At 66.9% G+C, this 14433-nt stretch carries 18 protein-coding genes and 1 tRNA gene; 6 read left to right on the forward strand and 13 right to left on the reverse strand.

From position 1 onward, the window contains the following. Position 1: 1 nt before the first annotated feature. Positions 2 to 430: a CBS domain-containing protein gene (locus tag ACNI3Q_RS04740; protein WP_426274413.1), complete on the reverse strand. Its 429-nt coding sequence runs from the start codon at positions 428 to 430 to the stop codon at positions 2 to 4. A gap of 65 nt (positions 431 to 495) precedes the next feature. Between ACNI3Q_RS04740 and ACNI3Q_RS04745 the strand changes: the two genes are divergently transcribed. Continuing rightward, positions 496 to 801, forward strand: a complete 306-nt coding sequence (locus ACNI3Q_RS04745) for a hypothetical protein (protein ID WP_426274415.1) — start codon at positions 496 to 498, stop codon at positions 799 to 801. A gap of 7 nt (positions 802 to 808) precedes the next feature. Here ACNI3Q_RS04745 and ACNI3Q_RS04750 read toward each other — a convergent pair whose 3' ends face one another. The 6 genes from ACNI3Q_RS04750 to hisS form a co-directional block, all read right to left on the reverse strand. Further along, entirely contained in the window at positions 809 to 2347 is a 1539-nt protein-coding gene (locus tag ACNI3Q_RS04750; protein WP_426274417.1) for a DUF4139 domain-containing protein, read from the reverse strand. Positions 2348 to 2359: 12 nt separating this feature from the next. Continuing rightward, a complete protein-coding gene (locus tag ACNI3Q_RS04755) occupies positions 2360 to 3838 on the reverse strand; it encodes a DUF4139 domain-containing protein (protein ID WP_426274419.1) in 1479 nt (492 codons plus the stop codon). Positions 3839 to 3996: 158 nt separating this feature from the next. Continuing rightward, complete coding sequence (locus ACNI3Q_RS04760) at positions 3997 to 4740, reverse strand: DUF4167 domain-containing protein (protein WP_426274421.1); 744 nt, start codon at positions 4738 to 4740, stop codon at positions 3997 to 3999. A 249-nt stretch (positions 4741 to 4989) separates the two neighbouring features. Further along, the gene (prmC, locus tag ACNI3Q_RS04765) at positions 4990 to 5805 is read right to left on the reverse strand and encodes a peptide chain release factor N(5)-glutamine methyltransferase (protein WP_426274423.1); all 816 of its coding nucleotides are present in this window, start codon (positions 5803 to 5805) and stop codon (positions 4990 to 4992) included. After that, on the reverse strand, positions 5802 to 6878 hold the full coding sequence (gene prfA / locus ACNI3Q_RS04770; protein WP_426274425.1) for a peptide chain release factor 1: 1077 nt from the start codon (positions 6876 to 6878) through the stop codon (positions 5802 to 5804). Before prfA ends, prmC begins: the two co-directional genes overlap by 4 nt. Then, the gene (gene hisS, locus ACNI3Q_RS04775) at positions 6875 to 8122 is read right to left on the reverse strand and encodes a histidine--tRNA ligase (protein WP_426274427.1); all 1248 of its coding nucleotides are present in this window, start codon (positions 8120 to 8122) and stop codon (positions 6875 to 6877) included. Before hisS ends, prfA begins: the two co-directional genes overlap by 4 nt. A 118-nt stretch (positions 8123 to 8240) precedes the next feature. Here hisS and ACNI3Q_RS04780 point away from each other — a divergent pair. Next, positions 8241 to 8314: transfer RNA gene (locus ACNI3Q_RS04780), tRNA-Gly, on the forward strand. Between the two features lie 8 nt (positions 8315 to 8322). Here ACNI3Q_RS04780 and ACNI3Q_RS04785 read toward each other — a convergent pair. Continuing rightward, complete coding sequence (locus tag ACNI3Q_RS04785) at positions 8323 to 9900, reverse strand: cisplatin damage response ATP-dependent DNA ligase (RefSeq protein ID WP_426274429.1); 1578 nt, start codon at positions 9898 to 9900, stop codon at positions 8323 to 8325. Between the two features lie 47 nt (positions 9901 to 9947). Between ACNI3Q_RS04785 and ACNI3Q_RS04790 the strand changes: the two genes are divergently transcribed. After that, entirely contained in the window at positions 9948 to 10775 is an 828-nt protein-coding gene (locus ACNI3Q_RS04790; RefSeq protein WP_426274431.1) for a metallophosphoesterase, read from the forward strand. Between the two features lie 2 nt (positions 10776 to 10777). Here ACNI3Q_RS04790 and ACNI3Q_RS04795 read toward each other — a convergent pair whose 3' ends face one another. The 4 genes from ACNI3Q_RS04795 to ACNI3Q_RS04810 all read right to left on the reverse strand — a co-directional run bounded on the left by ACNI3Q_RS04795 (position 10778) and on the right by ACNI3Q_RS04810 (position 12643). Then, positions 10778 to 10957 (reverse strand): DUF1328 domain-containing protein, encoded by a 180-nt coding sequence (locus ACNI3Q_RS04795; protein WP_260020559.1) that lies wholly within the window; start codon positions 10955 to 10957, stop codon positions 10778 to 10780. A 144-nt stretch (positions 10958 to 11101) separates the two neighbouring features. Beyond that, on the reverse strand, positions 11102 to 11599 hold the full coding sequence (locus ACNI3Q_RS04800; protein WP_426274433.1) for a Dps family protein: 498 nt from the start codon (positions 11597 to 11599) through the stop codon (positions 11102 to 11104). A gap of 128 nt (positions 11600 to 11727) precedes the next feature. After that, entirely contained in the window at positions 11728 to 12291 is a 564-nt protein-coding gene (locus tag ACNI3Q_RS04805; RefSeq protein ID WP_426274435.1) for a TMEM165/GDT1 family protein, read from the reverse strand. Between the two features lie 10 nt (positions 12292 to 12301). Next, positions 12302 to 12643 carry a hypothetical protein gene (locus ACNI3Q_RS04810; RefSeq protein WP_426274437.1) on the reverse strand — a complete coding sequence of 114 codons (342 nt, stop codon included), beginning with the start codon at positions 12641 to 12643 and terminating at the stop codon, positions 12302 to 12304. A gap of 182 nt (positions 12644 to 12825) precedes the next feature. On the opposite strand from ACNI3Q_RS04810, the gene rpmG reads away from it, so the two are divergent. Beyond that, positions 12826 to 12993, forward strand: coding sequence for a 50S ribosomal protein L33 (gene rpmG, locus ACNI3Q_RS04815; protein ID WP_066483558.1), 168 nt, complete (start codon positions 12826 to 12828; stop codon positions 12991 to 12993). A gap of 121 nt (positions 12994 to 13114) precedes the next feature. Here the strand turns inward: rpmG and ACNI3Q_RS04820 are convergent, their stop codons facing one another. Next, positions 13115 to 13480, reverse strand: coding sequence for a response regulator (locus ACNI3Q_RS04820; protein WP_426274439.1), 366 nt, complete (start codon positions 13478 to 13480; stop codon positions 13115 to 13117). Positions 13481 to 13521: 41 nt separating this feature from the next. On the opposite strand from ACNI3Q_RS04820, the gene ACNI3Q_RS04825 reads away from it, so the two are divergent. Together ACNI3Q_RS04825 and ACNI3Q_RS04830 are read left to right on the forward strand one after the other, a co-directional pair. Further along, on the forward strand, positions 13522 to 13800 hold the full coding sequence (locus ACNI3Q_RS04825; RefSeq protein ID WP_426274441.1) for a DUF3572 domain-containing protein: 279 nt from the start codon (positions 13522 to 13524) through the stop codon (positions 13798 to 13800). Beyond that, a complete protein-coding gene (locus ACNI3Q_RS04830) occupies positions 13797 to 14423 on the forward strand; it encodes an HAD family hydrolase (protein ID WP_426274443.1) in 627 nt (208 codons plus the stop codon). The genes ACNI3Q_RS04825 and ACNI3Q_RS04830 overlap by 4 nt, the downstream gene beginning before the upstream one ends. Positions 14424 to 14433 lie beyond the last annotated feature (10 nt).

Genomic DNA, 14433 nt, shown 5'->3' on the forward strand with positions numbered 1-14433 from the left:
CTTACGCCTGCTGGATATAATTGCGCAGGGCGTCGGCCTCCTGCTCGATGCGGTCGATGCGGAATTTGACGAGATCGCCGATCGACACGAACCCGATCAGCCGCCCGTCCTCCACCACCGGCAGGTGGCGGATCCGCCGCTGCGTCATCAGCGACAGGGCAGCAATCACCGCATCGCCCGGCGCAACCGTGATGGCGGGCGCGGTCATCAGCGCGCTGACCGGCCGGTCCAGCGCGCCTGCCCCTTCGCGTTCCAGGGCATAGATCACGTCGCGTTCGGAAAAGACGCCGGCCACCCGGTCGTCCGCCATCACCGGCACGCATCCGATGCGGCGCGTCGCCAGCAGTGCCACCGCCTCGCGGACCGGGCGATCGGCGGCGATGGACACGACGTCCGCGCCCTTTGTCGATAAAATCGCGGCAATTGTCATGGCTTCCCCTCCTGCCTGTTCTTATCGGGTTGAGAATCCCATGAATCGGCCCCAATTGAAAGGGTATGAGCATTCCCGACCACGGCCTCGACGATCCGGATTACGCCGCCTTTGCCTGGGGCCGCTATCGGCGGATCATGGCATGGATGCTGGGGCTGTCCGTCGTGCTGGCGGCGGTGATGCTGGGCATCCTCTATTGGTCGATGGGCGAATTGCCGCTGCTGATGGCGATTTTCGTCGCGTTCGGCGTGTTCGGCACCGTCGCGCTGACCGCCGCACTGATGGGCCTGGTGTTCCTCTCTTCCGGCAGCGGCCATGACGCCCGTGTCGAGGACCGGGTGTCAAAGGAAGTGCTGACCGAAGACGACTGACCGTGCGTCAGTCGTTCGGCTCGCGCACGCGATAGGTCAGGACGGCCCGCCCGTTCGCTGGCACCGTCGGCGTCCAGATTGGCCGACCCTCTTTCCGGCCCAGCCGCGCGGACGCGCGCGCAATGCGCTCGCCATCGTTCAGGATCATTCGCCCTTCGAACAGCACCGGCCACGGATTGGCGTTGCTGACGGTCACGCGATATTCCGACCAGTCGTCGCCGTCGCCGATCTCCTCGCCCTCGGCCGCCACCTGCGTCGATTGGCCGACCGCGATCTCCACTTCCTCGCCCACCGCCTTGTCGGCCAGCGCGGATTCCCCGATCAGCAGCGGCTCGCCATCCTGCGGCTCGAACAGCGCGACCGGCCCGGCGGGCAACGGCACGCCCAGCCCCTCGCTGGTCTTGTTCATCGCCCGCATTTCGATGGTCACATCATCGGGATTGCCCGAAAAGATATCCGTCTTGTGCACGACCTTCACCGGCACGCCCGGCTTGTTCAGCATCGCCACCTGTTTCTGCGCATTGGCGGCGACAGTCGTCGGAAACGGCACGCGATACAGCTTCAGGTCGCCCAGTTCCTCCTGCGCTACCGCCACGGCCTTGGCCCGCGCGCCGGTGACGATAATGCTGCCGAGGTCTTCGGCCTCCATGGCCATCGGTGCTGCCATCATCGGCGGCGGCGGTGCCGGGGGTGGAGGAGGCGGCGGCGGAGGCGGTTTGGCGAAGCATTCGAAATCGAGTTCGCCGTCCGGCTCGCTCGGAAAACCCGCCTCATCCTCCCGGTTGACCTCGCCCGCAACCACGGCCGTCGTCGCACCCTCGAAACTCGTCACGTCCTGACTGGCCAGCGTGACCCAGGCGAACAGTTCCGCCCGCCCCGCCCGCGTCTGGTCCAGCGTCACGACATAATTTGCCTGCCAGTCGAAGCCCCAGGCAAGGTAGCTCAGCTTCAGCCGCACCTGCCCGCCCTGCGGCGCAATGGTCTCCACCGACAGGGTCGGTCGCGCCGACAATCCGGCGGGCAGCGAATCATAGACCAGCTCATCGTCCAGCGGCCCGCACGTCACCGCCTCGAACCCCTTTGCCGTCTGCAGGATGGCCGCGCCATCGGGGCCGGACCGGATGATCGCACGCTCCTCACTCACCTGACCATTGGCGCGGTTGGTCCGCCGCAGCGTCACCGGACGGCCATAGGCGCGGTCGAACAAGCTGCGCGGCGACAACAGGTCCGCATCCAGATTCTTCTCGGTCACGCCGGAAGGAAGGCCGGTCACCAGCGCGCTTTCGGGCAGCATCCCGCTCGCCACCCCTTCGAACCGGATCACCGCCCGGCCTGCGGGCACATTCACCACCCGCTCCTCGGTGATCAGCGCATAGCCCTGAAGCCAGTCGCGGTCGATCGCCTCATCCGCATCCCGGTCCGGCGCGCGATAGATGGTGACCGCGACCGTATCCGGTCGCTCCGATGTCACCACCGTCTGGGCAGCAGCAGGCACGACCGCCCAGGAAACGACCAGCGCCGTCAGCAAGGCAAGGAACAGGCGCATCGCCCGGCCGGATCAATAGCGCGTGTCGAACGTGACGGTCAGTACCGTCTCGCCATTGGCGGGCACCGGCACCATCCAGGCCCGCTCGTCCAGCGACCGCTGCTCGCCCTTGATGCTCTCTGTCGGCACACGCGTGTCGGCATAATAACCGCCAAGGCCGGACTGAACGACCTCCACCGTCACCGGCGCGGGCCGCGCATTGGTGACGACATAACGCATGGTCGTGCGCCACAGATCGACCGTCCGCTCGACGGTCACGATCCGCTCGCCATCCTTGCTGTCATTGATGCGGAACCGTGCAGTCCGCTCCCATTCGTCGGTGGTGATCTTTTCGCGCTTCTCGACGATCGGCTGCACCTTCACGTCGAACGCCTCGCCGGTCTTCATCGCGATGCGGCTGCCCATCGGCAGGTGCCCGATCTGGTTCTCGCCGATGAACTGAGGCGCGCCCTTGGCATCGCGCATATAGACGCGGATCGTGCCGGCGGGCAGCGCATCGCCCAGCCCGCCCCCGCCGCTCATCGACGAAAAGCGCAGGATCGTGTCGGCGCTGACCGGATCATCCTGTCGCCCCAGCCAGTCATTGCGGAACAGATAACCCTTGCTGGCATCCGCGCCCGACACGTCCAGAAAGCTCACCTGCTTCTGCTGGGCATTGGCGATCGTGGTGCGTCCGGCGATGGGATAGAGGTAAAAATCGCCCAGCCGTTCGCGGTCGGCACTCTGGGTTCCGGGTTGATTGCCGGGCACCTGGCGCGGACGCGGGGGCTGGTAACCGCCCCGCGGATTGCCGCCCTGACCGACCGCACCCGCGACCAGCAGCGTGCGCGCGTTGGAATAGGTAGTACCGCTATTGTTGGCGAGCGTGATCCAGCCCTGCACGTCGATCTTGCCCGCGCCCTCGTCGAACAGGGCGACATAATCCGCCTTCCACGACAGGCCGCCGGTCAGATAGGCTAGCGTCGCGGGCCGCGCCCCCGCCCGTTCGGCATCCAGCGTCACGGACAGGGTCGGCCGGGCGCGCAGATTGGGCGGCAGGCTGGGAAAGATCAGGCGGCGGCCATAATCCGGCAACACCTCGATCCGTCCGCCCGACCGAATGATCGTCCCGCCATTATTGGCCAGCACCTCGACATTTTCCGATGTCTCGACGCCGCTTGCCGGATTCTGCTTCACCACGGTGATCGTTCGCCCGACCGACTTGTCGAGCAGCTTGTCCGGCGTCAGCAGGTCGTAATCGAAATTCTGTTCGACGATGGTCGCGCCGTCCACGCCCAGCGTCACCGTTTCCGGCCGGATCTGCGCCGACACATCGGGAAACTCCTGACGATTGATCCCGCCCGACAGGGTCAGTTGTCGCCGGTCCTGAACCAGCGCGACATTGTTGTTATAGATGGTGACGGAAACATCGCCCTGCGCCGTGGGTGGTTCGGTCTGCGCCATTGCCGCGCCCGGCACCATCACCAGTGCCGCCACACCCAGAATACGCATCGACTCTCTCCCTGCCCGATGGCTTCGGGGGGAACCTAACCGATTGCCGGACAAGCGAAAGCGAAAAGCGCGATGCCCGTTCGGCAATCCTGCAAACAGAAAAAGGCCCCGGCGATGACCGGAGCCTTTTGCTGTTGTCTCATTCGGACGTCCGCCGATCAGGCGGCGTTGACGCTTTCATCGCCCGCCTCTGCACGCGGCTTGCGACCCCGGCGGCGGGGCTTTGCCTCGCCCTCGTCGCCGGCTTCGGCCGTATCGACGACGCCGATCGACGGCGGCAGCACGGCCGCATCCAGCGCGGCGGGCGCTTCGGCTTCCTCGGCCGCTTCGTTGCGGGGGCGTCGGCCACGACGGCGCGCGCCGCGGTCTTCACCCTCGGCGGCATTGTCCGCGTCGGCAGCATCGACCGGGCGGTCGGGCCGGGTGTAGCCATTCCGGCCATCCTCGCGCGGCTGACCGTCGTCGCGCGGGCGGCGATCCTCGCGGGGGGCACGCGCCTCACGCTGCGGACGATCCTCGCGCGGCTGGCGCTCGTCGCGGCGCTGCGGCCGGGCTTCCGCCTCGGTCTCGCCCTCGTCGCCGTCCAGCTCGAAACCGTCCTCGTCGCCATCCTCGTCCTGCGCATCGCCCTGCTGGCGACGGTTCTGCTCCTCGAACCGCGAACGGTTTTCGTTGAGCACGCGGAAATAATGGTCGGCGAACTGAAGGTAATATTCAGTGTTCACCCGGTCGCCCTGCATCTGCGCATCGCGTGCCAGGTTCTTGTATTTTTCGAGAAGCTGGGCCGCGTTGCCGCGCGCCCGGTTGTCGATCCGGCTGCCATTGCCCTGATTTGCGCCGCCGCCATTCGGGCGCTGGCCACCACGACCGCGACGGCGGCCGGCCTGACGATTGTTCATCAAGATAGTTCGGTCCTGTTTAAAATGTCCGCCGATCCAAACCCGATCCCGGAGAGGTCATAAACCCCGCTGCCGCGCGCCGTGGGTACGCCGCGTGTGCCGCGCGCCATGGCTACCGGACAAAAGCAGCTTCCATGACTGGAATGGGCAACGCCCTGATTTCAACAGCTTGGCTGAAAAGGCTTTCCCCGGCGGCGGTGTTAGCCGGTCCCATCCCATTCTCCAAGCGAAATATGTCTTTATGCGCCTATTTCAATTGCCGATGATTGCGCGCGGCCGCCCGGCCAGATCGCGTCGCATCGCGGGAGTCATCCCGGCATCGCGGATCATCGCCGCAACGGCATCGCCCTGTGTCCACCCGATCTCCAGCACCGCCGCACCGCCGGGTGCCAACAGCCGGGAAAGCTCGGGTATGATCCGGCGATACGCGTCCAGACCATCGGTCCCGGCGAACAGCGCGCCTGCCGGTTCGTGCGCCCGCACCTCTGCACCGATCGCCTCGCCCGTGCCGATATAGGGGGGGTTGCACAGGATCAGGTCGAACGTTCCCTCGATCCCGTCGGTCCAGTTGCCCAGCCGCCACGCCGCGCGATCCGGCGCGATCCGCGCGCCATTGGCCCGCGCGAACGCCAGCGCAGCTTCACTCACATCGACGCCGATGCCCGTCGCCTCCGGCCATTCGGCCAGCGCGGCCAGCAACAGCGTGCCCGGCCCCGTGCCCAGATCCAGGATATGGCGCGGCCCCGGCCCACCGGAAAACCGCTCGACCGCCGCCTCGATCAACGTCTCGCTGTCGGGACGGGGAATCAGCACGCCCGGCCCCACGGCCAGGGTGATGGTCCAGAAATCCCGCGTGCCCGTGATATAGGCCACCGGCTCCAGCGCCATGCGCCGCTCGATCAGCGCGTCGAACGCATCGGGCGCTGCCTCGTCCAGATGCCGCAGCATCACGTCCGACCGGGAAACGCCCAGCGCGTGCGCCATCAGCAATTCGGCATCCAGCCGCGCGGTGTCGCTGATCGCCCCCAACCGCGCCGTCGCGGCGGCCAGGGCAGCGCGAACGGTCACTCCCGGTCCAGCTGCGCCAGCCGGTCCGCCTGATCCGCTGCGATCAGCGCGCCGACCAGCTCGTCCATCTCGCCCTCCAGGATTTCGGGCAGGCGGTGGAGCGTCAGGTTGATCCGGTGATCGGTTACCCGCCCTTGCGGGAAATTATAGGTGCGGATCCGCTCCGACCGGTCGCCCGATCCGACCATGGATTTGCGCGTGCCCGCCCGCTCGCTGGCCAGCCGCTCGCGCTCCGCCTCGTACAAGCGCGTGCGCAGCACCTGCATCGCCTTGGCCTTGTTCTTGTGCTGCGATCGCTCGTCCTGCTGGATGACGACCAGTCCCGTGGGAATGTGGGTCAGCCGGACCGCGCTGTCCGTCGTATTCACGTGCTGGCCGCCCGCGCCGGACGCACGATAAATGTCGATGCGCAGATCCTTGACCTCGATCTGCACGTCCACTTCCTGCGCCTCGGGCAGCACCGCGACCGTCGCTGCGCTGGTGTGGATGCGCCCGCCGCTTTCGGTGGTCGGCACGCGCTGCACCCGGTGGACGCCGCTTTCGAACTTCAGCCGGGCGAACACGCCCTGCCCCGCCACGCTGGCGACGACTTCCTTGTATCCGCCCGCCTCGGACGGGCTGGCAGAGATCATCTCGACCCGCCAGCCGTGATTGGCGGCATAGCGTTCGTACATCCGCATCAGGTCGCCGGCGAACAAAGCCGCCTCGTCCCCGCCGGTGCCGGCGCGGATTTCCAGCATCGCCGCCCGCTCATCGGCCACGTCGCGCGGCAACAGGGACAGGGCCAGCCGATGCTCCGCCCCCTCCAGCGCTTGCCTGTTGGCGCGCAGTTCCTCCGCCGCCATGGCGCGCAGTTCCTCGTCGCCGTCCTGCGTCATGTGCGCCAGCGAGTCCGCCTCCTGGCGCAGGCGACGGACTTCGGCGGCGGCATTGGCCACCGGCTCCAGCTCGGCATATTCCTTGGACACCGCAACGAACCGCTCGCCGGGCAGATCGCCCGTCGCCATCATCGCGGCAAGCTCATCCCGCCGCGCCTCAATCGCGCGAATGCGGTCCGCCGGAATGCGGGTCACAGCGATTCGATCACAGAGGCGATCACAGCGCGAATGTCCTGAACATCGTCAGGCTGCTGCTTGGTGTTAAAGGAATAGGCGGGATCGTCGCCCTGCATGCGCACACCGACCAAAACCCTGGCGTCCATCTTGGATGCCTTGTCAAAACGTTTGCGCGGCGATCCGCTCGTTACCGCCTCGGCAGAATAACCGGCTTGCCGCAGTTTGCCCAGAAAGGTGGGCGCATGGGCGATCAGGCGATCATCCTCCAAGGCAATCGCCACATCGACCCGCTCCACGGCGGGCTCGGCAATCAGCATCGCCAGCCGCTCGACCCCCGCAGCCCAGCCGACCCCCGGCGTGGGGTTCCCCCCCAAACTCTCGATCAGGCCGTCATAGCGCCCGCCCGCCAGCACGGTGCCCTGCGCACCCAGCCGATCGGTGACAAATTCGAACGCGGTATGCCGGTAATAATCCAGGCCCCGCACCAGCCGCGCATTGCGCGTCCACGCCACCCCCGCCGCGTCCAGCCCGCCGGTCACCGCGCCAAAGAAGTCTGCCGCCTCGGCCGTCAGGAACTGGTCGATATCCGGCGCTGAGTCGGCGATCGGCCGGTCGCGCGGATCCTTGCTGTCCAGGATGCGCAGCGGGTTCTTGTCCAGCCGCGCCAGGCTGTCCTCGGACAGGTCCGCCCGGTGGCTCTGGAAATGCTCGACCAGCGCCGCCCGCCACGCATCGCGCGTCGCCGCATCGCCCAGCGTATTGAGCTGCAGCGTCACCCCGTCGCTGATCCCCAGCTCGCGCAGCAACTGGTCCGCAAACGCCAGCAGCTCCACATCCGCCATCGGCTCGGCCGCGCCGATCACCTCGGCATCGATCTGGTGGAACTGGCGGAACCGGCCCTTTTGCGGCCGCTCATACCGGAACACCGGCCCGCTGGTGGCCAGCTTTAGCGGCGCATATTGCTGCCACCCCTCGGTCAGGAACGCGCGGGCAATGCCGGCGGTAAATTCGGGGCGCAGCGTGATCGAATCCCCGCCACGATCCTCGAACGTGTACATCTCCTTCGATACCACGTCTGTCGTCTCGCCCAGTGACCGGGCAAAGACCGCCGTGCTCTCGAACACGGGAATATCGACCCGCTGGAAACAATACAGCCGGCGCACGCGATCGAACGCATCGAGTACCGCGGCAAACCGCCGCTGCTCCTCGCCGAAAATATCCTGGGTGCCGCGTATCCGCTGCGGGGTCTGAATCTTGGCCATGGCTGGCGGCTATCTAGAAGGGCAGCACCGCAAATGCCAGTAGGCGCAGCGCGATCGCCACATCGGCTTGCCTAGCCCGCCCGCGCCCGCTAGATAGCGCGCCTGCCCCATGGGCCGGGCGGGTATAGCACAATGGTAGTGCAGCAGCCTTCCAAGCTGAATACACGGGTTCGATTCCCGTTACCCGCTCCAGTCCGCCCTTATCCCACCATCCGCAACAGCGTCTCGATCCGGTTGGCTTCCGCCGCCGGCTTGTCGCGCCTGATCCGCGCGATCCGGGGAAAGCGCATCGCCAGGCCCGATTTGTGCCGCTTGCTTTCGTGGATCGAATCGAACGCCACTTCCAGCACCAGCGTCTTTTCCACCTCGCGCACAGGACCAAATCGGTTCACCGTATTCGCCCGAACGAACCGGTCGAGCCATTTCAGCTCCTCGTCGGTGAACCCTGAATAGGCCTTGCCCACCGGCAGCAGCTCGCCATCCTCGGTCCAGCAGCCAAAGGTATAATCGCTGTAGAAACTCGACCGTTTGCCGTTGCCGCGCTGGGCGTACATCATCACGCAATCGGCGGTCAGCGGATCGCGCTTCCATTTGTACCACAGGCCGACACGCCGCCCGCCGACATAGGGGGCATCGCGCCGTTTCAGCATCACCCCCTCGATCGCCGCATCGCGCGCACCCGCGCGGATTTCCGCCAGCGCATCGAAATCCGCCGCGTCGATCACCGTCGACAGGTCGAACCGTTCGGCGGGCAGGCGCGGAACGAACGCCTCCAGCCGGGCGCGCCGCTCCGCCCAGCCCAGTTCGCGCAGGTCCGCCTTTCCATCGAACAGGATGTCGTACAGGCGGACGAACGCCGGATAGTCGGCCAGCATCCTGGCCGACACCGTCTTGCGCCCCAGCCGCTGTTGCAGCGCGTTGAAACTGGCCGCGCCGCCCTCCTCGCCGCCCTGCACGGTCCCGCGCACCATCAATTCGCCATCGACCGCGCCGGGCACGCGAAAATCGGCCGCCACCTCCGGGAAACTGCCCGTGATGTCGTCGCCGCCCCGGCTGTAAAGCCGCGTCTCGCCGCCCGCATGGACGATCTGCACGCGGATGCCGTCCCATTTCCATTCGGCGGCATAGTCAGAGAGGTTGACGGTCCCGTCCTCCAGCGGATGGGCCAGCATGAACGGGCGGAACACCGGCACGTCCTCGACCCGCGGGGCAGGGGCACGGCCCTCGGCCCAATCGAACAGCGGGGCATATGGCGGCGCGATACCGTGCCACAGTTCCTCGACCTGATCGACATCCAGGGAAAAGGCCCCCGCAAACGCCGTCTTGGCCAGCCGCGCCGACACCCCGATGCGCAGGCCCCCGGTCGCCAGTTTCAGCAGCGCATAGCGGCCGTCCGCATCCAGCGCGTCCAGCATCCGCGCCAGTTCCGCCGGTGCCTCCGCCCGGCTCAGGCTGTTCAGCCGCTCGATCACCGCCGCCACGCCCAGCTCGCCCGCATCGCCGCCGCGCGCGGGCCAGATCAGGGCCACCGTCTCTGCCGTATCGCCCACATAATCGCGGCTCATCCGGAACAGCACGGGATCGACCCGTTCCTCCACCAACGCGCGGACGATGGCGGGCTTCACCCCCTTGATATCCACCTCGCCGGTCAGCGCCGCCAGCGCCCATCCGCGATCGGGATCGGGGGTCGCGCGCAGATACTCCGCGATCAGCCGCAATTTCTGGTTGCGGGACCGGGTATAGACCAGCCGGTCGATCAGGTCGGCAAAGGCGCGCATTATCCGAACAGATGGCGTGTCCGCCCCGCCGCCGCTAGAGGGGCGCGATGCTGCGCCGCCTGTTCCGCTTTGCCCTGTTCCTCGCCATCCTGGGGGCGGTGCTCGCCACCTGGGGCTATCGCAACAGCATTGCCGATCCGGTCGCGCGCACCGCCCGGCTGTCGTTGCCCGGCTGGCCCGCTTATGCCCCGCCGCTGCGGGTCGCCCTGTTGTCCGATGTCCATGTGCAGGGGCCGGACATGCCGCCCGATCGCCTTCGCCGCCTTGCCGGACGGGTCAATGCGGCGCGGCCCGACGCGGTGCTGATCGCGGGCGATCTGGTGGGCGACCGGATGGTGGCGACCCGCTGGTATGACGATGCAGCGATTGCCGATGCCATCGCTGCCTTTCGCGCGCCGCGCGGCGTGTTCGTGGTGCTGGGCAATCACGATCACTGGCGCACGCCGCGCGCGCTGACCACCGAACTGCGCCGACGGGGTATCACCGTGCTGAGTAACGAAGCCGCGCCCATCGGGCCGCTGACGCTGATCGGCATTGATGACGAATACAGCCATCATGACGATATTCCCGCATCCATTGCCGCGGCCGACCGGCTGGGCGGCGTGCCGCTGGTGCTGACGCACAGTCCGGACGTGGTGCCGAACCTGCCGCCGCGATGGCGCCATATCCTTGTCGGGCACACCCATTGCGGTCAGGTCGTCCTGCCGCTGATCGGGGCGCCCATGGTGCCGTCGCGCTATGGCGACCGGTATCGCTGCGGCGTCATCCGCGACGGCGCGCGCACCGTGATCGCCGGCGCGGGCTGGGGCACCAGCGAGCTTCCGCTCCGCTTCGGCGCCCCGCCCGACTGGTGGCTGGTCACCCTGGGGCGATAGCGTCAGCCCCCGGCGATCTTCTTGCCGGTGAACAGGCCCAGCACCAGCAGGACCGCGAAGACCGCGATGGCGACAAAGAACAGGATCTTGGCAATCTCGACAAAGGCGCCGCCAATGCCGCCGAAGCCGAGCAGCGCCATGACAAGTCCGGCGATCAGAAAGATCAGGGCCCAGCGTAACATGATAATCTCCCGTTATTGGCACCCCCGCAGCAACAGCGGATGAACGTCCCGACGGTTCCACCGAACGGCTGGTCGTACGCAAAGAAAAACCCCGCCCGGATCGACCGGACGGGGCGTTTCTCTATCAATTCGGGCTGACGGGGATCAGCCCTTGCGGCTGGCCTCGAACAGGAACCAGGCGCGCTCTTCGGCCTCGTCCGTCCAGTCGTCCAGGATGCCGCTGGTCGCATTGTCCTTGGCATCATCGACAATGTCCTTGGCCTCGCGCAGCGACGCGACCAGGGCAAGGTTGTCCTCGCGCAGTTCGGCCAGCATGTCCTCCGGCTTCACAAAGTCCTTGTCATTGTCCTTGATCGTCTGACGACGGGCAATGTCACCGATCGACCGCAGCGTTGTGTTGCCGGTCTTGCGCACCCGCTCCGCAATCGCGTCGGTCGTCGCTAGGATCTGGCTCGCCTGATCGTCCAGCATCAGGTGATAGTCACGGAAATGCGGGCCGCTGACATGCCAGTGGAAATTCTTGGTCTTCAGGTACAGCGCATAGCTGTCGGCCAGGATGCCGTTCAGCGCGTCGGCCACCGACTTGGCGGCATTGTCCTTCAGATCGGTGGGCGTGTCGAGCGCGGGGCTGACGTCGGCCATGATATCCTCCATCCTGCATTGGAAACTCGGTTCGGCGCTATAACGAGAGCGGCGCGGATTTGCTCCATCCGAAACGCAAAACTTTTCGGCAATCATCCCCATCGCTCGGGTCAATCAGGCCGGATCGTTCAGGGAAGCAGCGCCCGCACCGTCAGCACGCCGCCGGTGATCAGCGCGGCAATTGCGATTGCCGGGCGCAACCAGCGGCGCGGCACCCGGTCCCATGTTTGTTCGCCGAAGGCCATGGCGATGAACGCCGCCCCCATCGCGCCGATCCATCCGCCGACCGCCGCCACCCACGGCACCGGCGCTGCCACGGCCAGCGCGAACAACAGGAAATAGGCCCGGTCCCCCCAGATCAGGCTGAACCCGCCCAGCAGCGCGGTGACGAACCCGCCGGTCCGCCACTGGTCCAGCGCGTCCAGCCGCCGCATCGGGATCAGGCCGGCGACCCCCGCGACGATCAGCGCGATGCCCGTCAACAGGGTGCGCGCCGCGCCCGGCATCGCGGGCTGCACCGCCCCCGCAAACACCGCGCTCAGGAACGCGGCCAGGCCATGCGCCACGGCCAGCCCGGCCAGCACGCTCAGGATATTGCCGAATCGCTCGCCCAGCCGCGCCGCCAGCATCGGCGGCCGGTCGGTCAGGTGCAGCAGCAGTAACGCGGCAAAGGCCGGGAACAGGCCGCTCATCCGGTGGCGTTCACGACCGCCCGCGAATCGCGCGCACCGAACAGGCGGCGGCGAACAGCTGCTCCGCCTCGGCATCCGCCCGGCCACAGCCGATCGCATCGCGCAGCAACAGCATCCAGTCATTGAGGCCCGCGCCATGTTCGCCGCGGGCCAGCGCCGCCTCGATCGCATGGATGACGGGCAATGCCGGGTGCAGGCCCAGGGCAATCGCCTCTCGCCGGATCGACTCGACCGCGCGGGCCAGGTCGCCCGGCGCGCGATGGCCCAGCGTGGTGGCAATCCCGTCGATGCGGGTCAGCACGGTGGCCACCGCCTCGCCGCCCGGTCCGCTCGTCATGGCCGTCTGCTGCATGGTCACCGCCCCCTTTTGCGCCGGTTCGCCTCGGGGTTCAGCATCACCCGGCCATGGTTAACGCACGGTATACGGGGCACGCGCCTTGACATCGGCCGCCGAATCCGCCAATCGCGCTCTCCTGCCAGCGGCCGCCCGTGCGCGCCGCTGTTCCTTTATTCAGACTCACAGGGATTACGGTCATGGCCAAGCCGACCACCGTCAAGATCAAGCTCGTCAGCACCGCTGACACCGGGTTCTTCTATGTCACCAAGAAGAATCCCCGGAATCAGACGGAAAAGATGAGCTTCCGCAAGTACGATCCCGTCGTGCGCAAGCATGTCGAGTTCAAGGAAGCGAAGATCAAGTAATCCCGGCGGCCGCACTCGCGGCCCCCGCCCGGACGGCATTCGCCCGTTCCCGCCAGCCGGGGGCGGGTTTTTGCTTGTCCGACGCAGATCGGGGCTCTGCCGGGCAGCACCACCCGGCCCGTCATCCCGCCAGCGAGCGCACCTCTTCGATGAACCGCATCATCGACACCGGCTTGGACAGATAGCCGCTGGCTCCCGCCTCCCGCGCGCGATCTTCCTCGTCCGGCCCGGAATAGGCGGTCAGGGCAAGCACCGGGATATGGCGCAGCATCAGGTCGCGCTTCACCGCGGCGATCAGGTCCAGCCCGTTGATCGTCCCCAGCCGCATATCCGTGACCATCAGGTCGGGGATCACCGCCTTCAGCCGCTCGATCGCGTCGCGGCCATCGCTGACCGGATCGACGACAAAGCCATGGGCGCGCAGCACGTCGGTGAACAGCTTCAGGTTCAGCTCGTTATCCTCGACAATCACCACGCTTTTTGTCACGGGGGCCCCTTCCCGGTTCATTGACGGACAGGCAATAGGCCATGCTGCCCCCCGAAACAAATCCTGCCAGCGATTCCAGCATCATCGCGCTTCATGCGCTGGCCTGGGTGCTGGGCGATTCGGGTCGGGCCACACGGTTTGTCGACCTGACGGGGCTCGATCCGGAAACGATACGGGCACGGGCCGGCGACCCCGTGCTGCTGGCGGCGGTGATCGATCATCTGTGCGCCCATGAACCGGACTTGCTCGCCTGCGCCGATGCCATCCACCAATCGCCCGACGCGCTGGTCCGCGCGGGCAGGGACCTGAAATCCGCATGAAACCGCTGCTGATCTGTGACTGTGACGAAGTGCTGCTGCACATGGTCCGCCATTTTGCCGACTGGCTGGACCGGGCGCACCAGATCGATTTCGTCCTGCACAACAGCGAATTCGGCCGCGCCATGCGTCGCCGGTCCGACGGGATGCTGGTGCCGCAGGAACAGGCATGGGATTTTCTCGGTGGTTTCTTCACCACCGAAATCCACAGCCAGACGCCGATCCCCGGCGCGATCGAATCGATTCAGGCACTGGCGAAGGAGGCGGATATCGTCATCCTGACCAACCTGATCGACGATCATCGCGACCGCCGCATCGACCAGCTTGCCCGCCATGGCCTGATCCACCGCGTCGAAACCAATCAGGGGGGCAAGGGGCATCCCGTGCGACGCCTGATGCGCGAACATGGCGATCCGGTGACGGTGTTCGTCGACGATCTGGCCGTGCATCACCAATCGGTCGCCGAACACGCGCCGCTGGCCCACCGGCTGCACCTTGTCGGCTGCGACGACGTCGCCTCGACCACCCTGCCCGCGCCCCATGCCCATGCCCGGATCGACCGGTGGGATGATGCGATGCCGTGGATCCGGTCGCGCTTTGCGATGGGGCACGCCGTCCCGGCTTGACGCGCGGCGG

This window comes from Sphingomonas eleionomae (assembly GCF_049889035.1).
Classification (GTDB): domain Bacteria; phylum Pseudomonadota; class Alphaproteobacteria; order Sphingomonadales; family Sphingomonadaceae; genus Sphingomonas.

Excerpts from the sequence above, each read along its gene's own strand:
- ACNI3Q_RS04740 (WP_426274413.1), bottom strand. The coding sequence starts at position 430 with ATGACAATTGCCGCGATTTTATCGACAAAGGGCGCGGACGTCGTGTCC.
- ACNI3Q_RS04745 (WP_426274415.1), top strand. The coding sequence starts at position 496 with ATGAGCATTCCCGACCACGGCCTCGACGATCCGGATTACGCCGCCTTT.
- ACNI3Q_RS04750 (WP_426274417.1), bottom strand. The coding sequence starts at position 2,347 with ATGCGCCTGTTCCTTGCCTTGCTGACGGCGCTGGTCGTTTCCTGGGCG.
- ACNI3Q_RS04755 (WP_426274419.1), bottom strand. The coding sequence starts at position 3,838 with ATGCGTATTCTGGGTGTGGCGGCACTGGTGATGGTGCCGGGCGCGGCA.
- hisS (WP_426274427.1), bottom strand. The coding sequence starts at position 8,122 with ATGGCCAAGATTCAGACCCCGCAGCGGATACGCGGCACCCAGGATATT.
- ACNI3Q_RS04785 (WP_426274429.1), bottom strand. The coding sequence starts at position 9,900 with ATGCGCGCCTTTGCCGACCTGATCGACCGGCTGGTCTATACCCGGTCC.
- ACNI3Q_RS04790 (WP_426274431.1), top strand. The coding sequence starts at position 9,948 with ATGCTGCGCCGCCTGTTCCGCTTTGCCCTGTTCCTCGCCATCCTGGGG.
- ACNI3Q_RS04795 (WP_260020559.1), bottom strand. The coding sequence starts at position 10,957 with ATGTTACGCTGGGCCCTGATCTTTCTGATCGCCGGACTTGTCATGGCG.
- ACNI3Q_RS04800 (WP_426274433.1), bottom strand. The coding sequence starts at position 11,599 with ATGGCCGACGTCAGCCCCGCGCTCGACACGCCCACCGATCTGAAGGAC.
- ACNI3Q_RS04805 (WP_426274435.1), bottom strand. The coding sequence starts at position 12,291 with ATGAGCGGCCTGTTCCCGGCCTTTGCCGCGTTACTGCTGCTGCACCTG.
- ACNI3Q_RS04810 (WP_426274437.1), bottom strand. The coding sequence starts at position 12,643 with ATGCAGCAGACGGCCATGACGAGCGGACCGGGCGGCGAGGCGGTGGCC.
- rpmG (WP_066483558.1), top strand. The coding sequence starts at position 12,826 with ATGGCCAAGCCGACCACCGTCAAGATCAAGCTCGTCAGCACCGCTGAC.
- ACNI3Q_RS04825 (WP_426274441.1), top strand. The coding sequence starts at position 13,522 with ATGCTGCCCCCCGAAACAAATCCTGCCAGCGATTCCAGCATCATCGCG.
- ACNI3Q_RS04830 (WP_426274443.1), top strand. The coding sequence starts at position 13,797 with ATGAAACCGCTGCTGATCTGTGACTGTGACGAAGTGCTGCTGCACATG.